The following is a 4,205-nucleotide window of genomic DNA, read 5'->3' as shown; positions in this document are numbered from 1 at the left end:
GGGCGTTCTGGTAGGCGAGGTGGCGGTTGCCTTCGAGGGGTTGGGGAGTGCCGGGGATCTCGTGGCAGGGCAGGGCTTCGCGGTCGCCGAACTGGCCGAGCAGGACGCCGAAGGCGAAGCTGGACATGGTGAGGACGCTGAGGGTGGTCACGAGGATGCCGACGACGAGACCGAAGCGCTTGTTCATGCTGCGGCCGCCCTTCGCCGGTTCCGGATCGCGACGCCGAGGGGCAGGAAGACGTTCAGGGAGGTGAAGGCGAGCAGGATCAGGCCTTCCAGCCAGTAGAGGCTGAACGGCGGTGCCTGCAGCAGTACGCCGAACGCCCAGCCGAGGGTGACTTTCGCGCTCGGCACGATGAAGTGAATGGCGAACCAGACCATCCAGATCAGGCCGGTGACGTACAGCAGCCGGTACCAGCGGGCCACCCGGAGATCGCGGTCGTGGGCCGTGCTCAGGACATTCGCTTCCTCGGGGGTGAGACGGCGTACCAGGCGTTTCAGGGACAACCGGGTGACCTGGTGCAGGTTGCCGCAGCCGGTGGCGGTGGCCATCACGAGGTACATGTCGGTGCGGAGGTAGGCCAGGGTCTGGAAGGCGAGTTTGGCGACCTGGCTGAGGACGACCATGGCCAGGATGCGGATTAGCATCGGCGACAGGTCGATCCAGCCGCGCGACCATGCGTAGCGAGGGGCAACGGCGAGGAACAGTACGACGCTGTCGATCGCCATGCCGGCGAGGAACGGGCCGTAGCGCTTGGCCGGCGGCAGCGCCCACAGGCCGGACAGGTCGGTTTCGAGGACCGGGAAGATCCCGCGCCGCTCCAGCCGGAGCTGGGAGGGTACGCCGACGGCCGCGCCGGCGAAGGCGTGCCAGATCTCGTGCAGGATCGTCAGTGCGATCACGACCACGTTGGTGACGAGCAGGCTCAGCACGATGTCCGGGAAGATGAACGTGTCCTCGTACGTCGGTCGCAGCGACGGCTCGATCACGAACATCACCAGCGTGATCGCCAGGCAGGCGCCGTACACGACCCAGGCGGTCGGGCCGAAGAACGGCCGGACCCAGCGGGCCGGGATGCGGGAGATCGACCAGTGCTGGGACTCTTCGGTGGATCGGGTGATCCCGGCTTCGCGCAGTACCTCCAGGAAGTCCGCGGCGTCGATGGTCTCGCCGGTCTCGGCCTCGAGCTGCGTGGCCGCTTCCTCGACGGTCCGGCCGGCCACGAAGAGCTCGACCAGGCGGGCGCCGAGCTCCGGTACGACGACGAAGTTGCCGCTGGCCGGATCGCCGACGACGTACTCGTCCTCGCCTTCTTTCCGTACGACGACATGCGCGAGGCTCATGCTCATGTCCACCCGCAGGTCGGGCAGGTGGCGCCGGGGGTCGGGCGGACGGTGTAGTGGCAGGTCAGGTCGGTCAGGCTGAGGTGGTACATCAGGCCGCGGGTCGTGGTCGGGATATCGCCGAGGTGGTAGACCGCGTCGAGGGCGGCGAGGTGGCCGGTCAGGTTGGCGGTCGGCGCGATCACCGCGTGGCCGGTGAACGGGAACAGGTCCTCGGGCTCCTGACCGTGCTGATCCCGCAGCCGGTCCCGGACACTCGGCAGGCAGTCGGGGCAGCAGGTTTCGCCGGGGACGAACAGGCCGACGACGGCCATCGGACCGGCGTACTGGGCGAGCATCCACGGGGTCTTCGTCCGGAGTGCGGCCGTATTCGTCCACTCGCGGATCGTGTGCATCGGCTGATCGGCGCACAGGATCAGCAGGTCGCCCTTGTCCATCAGGTAGGCGACGGCGTCGGCCGAATCGACCTTGAGCTCCTCGCCGGTGACGACCGCATGTTTGTTGATCTTGCTCAAACGCTCGACTGCGACCGGGATCTTCGGCTTGCCCAGATCGTCCTCGGTGTACAGCAATTGGCGGGTCAGATTGCCCGCTTCGATCACGTCGAAGTCGGCACAATGGACCGCACCCACTCCGGCTGCGACCAGTGAGGCCGCGACCGCTGAGCCGGTGCCACCAAGCCCCAGTACGACGACTTTGCTCGCCTTCAGCCGGGCCTGTACGTCGTACCGCGACGGGCGCGGGGTGAGGTCGACCCAGGCGTAGTAGGTGAGCGCGCGGTCGTAGCGGTCGACCTCCTCCGGGCTCAGACTGTCCGGTGCCGGCGCGGCCGCATCCTCGACGTACCCGGCGTCGATGATGGCCTGCATCGCCTCGGTGGCTTCGGCCGCCGTCAGGTCGTTGCCTTCGGCACATAAAGCCTCGACGATCTCAACGCGTGTTCGGCTTCCGTCCATCAGGCCCAGCAGCCGCCAGACCATGCCGTCCTCGTCGTCGATCTCGGCGCCGATCCCCTGCTGCCGGCCACCGACCGTCACCAGCGTCGGCGTCAGGCGGGTCGGTTTGTGGATCCCTTTCACCCGCGGTCGTTCCATCGAGTCCTCCCCAGGAAGCGTGCGGACCGGGGCGTGGTCGGCGCCACGCCCCGGTCCTGGATGCTGGTGACTAGCCGCAGGTCTCGTCGCGGCAGCCCGGATCGGTCACGATGATCGCGGTGGTCTCCAGCCTCTCCAGCCGGCGCACCATGATCTTGCGCGGTTCCGGCTTGGTTTCGACCTTCTCCATGATGGTTTCCCCTCTTCGTCGGGCGGCAACTACAGGAAACGGCGGGCCCACCGCGAGCCTCAGTAGAACACCGAATTCCGATCCAGGGGATGGGGGAAATCCCCATGATTTCGGGGCCTGTTCAAACCCTCGAATGAGAATTGGCACTACTGGGCGCCGGTAATGCCGGACAAAGGGAATGTGGGACGCCTTCGGGCGAATTGCATCACCGGTGCGGGTCGGCAGTTCCACTCCGACCGTGTGCCGCCGCGCCGGTGCGGCGGCGGGTCCCGACTTCGGCGGTTGACCCAACAAAGTCGAGACAACCGCTTCCCAGGAAGCATTCCTGGACCTTAGAGTCCCCACTGCCACGGATAGTCCGCCGTCCATCACGATCCGTGGCGTGAGGAGCTTCCATGCGTCCACGCGTTGGTGTCTGGTTGTTCGGAGCCCGAGGATCGGTCGCGACCACGACCGTGGCAGGCGCGGCCGCGCTCGCCCACGGCGCGCCACCGGCCGGAGTGGTCACCGCCGGGCCCGCGTTCAGCGGTGCTGGGCTGGTGCCGATCGAGAGCCTGGTCTTCGGTGGTCACGACGTCACCGACACCCCGCTCAGCAAACAAGTCGAGCGGCTCGTCGCCGGTGGGGTTCTCCCGCCTGGGCTCGACGGGCTGATCGCCGCGGAACTGGCCGCGGCCGAGAGGAACCTGGTGGTCCTCCCGGTCGCCGCCGACCAGGCGGAGCTGATCTCGCGGATGGCGGAGGATCTGCGGGCCTTCCGCCTGCGCAACGACCTCGACCACGTCGTGGCCATCAACGTGGCCTCGACGGAGCCGCCGTACGAGGTCCCGTACGACGATCTCGCCGTACTGCGGGAGGCGCTTCGGAGCGGGAATCCGCTGCCGGGGAGTTGTGTCGCGGCGCTGGCTGCGTTCGAAGCCGGGGCCTCGTTCGTCGACTTCACGCCGTCGACCTCGATCCGGCCACAGGTGATCCGGGACTGGGCTGTCGAGCGCGGAATGCCGTTCGGTGGGCAGGACGCGAAGACCGGCGAGACGCTGGTGAAGAGCGTGCTCGCGCCGATGTTCACCGCCCGCGCCCTGCCGGTGCACGCCTGGTCCGGAACCAACCTCCTCGGCGGCGGCGACGGCGCCACCCTCGCCGACCCGCGCGCTGCCGAATCCAAGAACGTGTCCAAGGAACGCGGTCTCGCCGACATGCTCGGCTCGGACGTGGCCGGCCAGGTCCACATCGACTACGTGGATCCTCTCGGCGACTGGAAGACGGCCTGGGACCACATCCTGTTCTCGGGCTTCCTAGGCGTCCGCATGACCCTCCAATTCACCTGGCAAGGCTGCGACTCCGCGCTCGCCGCGCCTCTCGTCCTAGACCTGGCCCGCCTATCAGCCCTGGCCCTGGAACGCTCGCACGTCGGCGCGATGCCCTTCCTCGGCTTCTACTTCAAAGACCCCATCAACTCAACGGAGCACTCCCTAACCACCCAATACGACGCCCTCGTGCGCTGGGTGCAGTCATGTTGAGGGCGTTGGTGGAGTTGGTGCGGGCGCCGGCCGGGTTGACGGTGCCTGGGGATGTGT

Annotated in this window: 4 protein-coding genes; 1 reads left to right on the top strand and 3 read right to left on the bottom strand. The window is 67.7% G+C overall.

Annotated features, from left to right (window positions below):
* The 3 genes from E1261_RS43570 to E1261_RS43560 form a co-directional block, all read right to left on the bottom strand.
* A partial coding sequence (locus tag E1261_RS43570) for a hypothetical protein (RefSeq protein ID WP_132416053.1) occupies positions 1 to 187 on the bottom strand: 187 nt, incomplete at its 3' end.
* Positions 184 to 1,344, bottom strand: a complete 1,161-nt coding sequence (locus E1261_RS43565) for a PqqD family protein (RefSeq protein ID WP_132416051.1) — start codon at positions 1,342 to 1,344, stop codon at positions 184 to 186. The genes E1261_RS43570 and E1261_RS43565, both read right to left, overlap by 4 nt.
* A gap of 2 nt (positions 1,345 to 1,346) precedes the next feature.
* Positions 1,347 to 2,438, bottom strand: coding sequence for a HesA/MoeB/ThiF family protein (locus E1261_RS43560; RefSeq protein ID WP_132416049.1), 1,092 nt, complete (start codon positions 2,436 to 2,438; stop codon positions 1,347 to 1,349).
* A gap of 585 nt (positions 2,439 to 3,023) precedes the next feature.
* Between E1261_RS43560 and E1261_RS43555 the strand changes: the two genes are divergently transcribed.
* A complete protein-coding gene (locus tag E1261_RS43555; RefSeq protein WP_132416047.1) occupies positions 3,024 to 4,148 on the top strand; it encodes an inositol-3-phosphate synthase in 1,125 nt (374 codons plus the stop codon).
* Positions 4,149 to 4,205: the final 57 nt, after the last annotated feature.

Origin of the sequence: Kribbella albertanoniae (assembly GCF_004348455.1) — a bacterium.
GTDB classification, from domain to species: Bacteria; Actinomycetota; Actinomycetes; order Propionibacteriales; family Kribbellaceae; genus Kribbella; species Kribbella albertanoniae.
Note: the sequence above shows the minus strand (reverse complement) of the source record. Positions and strands in the feature narration are given on the sequence as shown.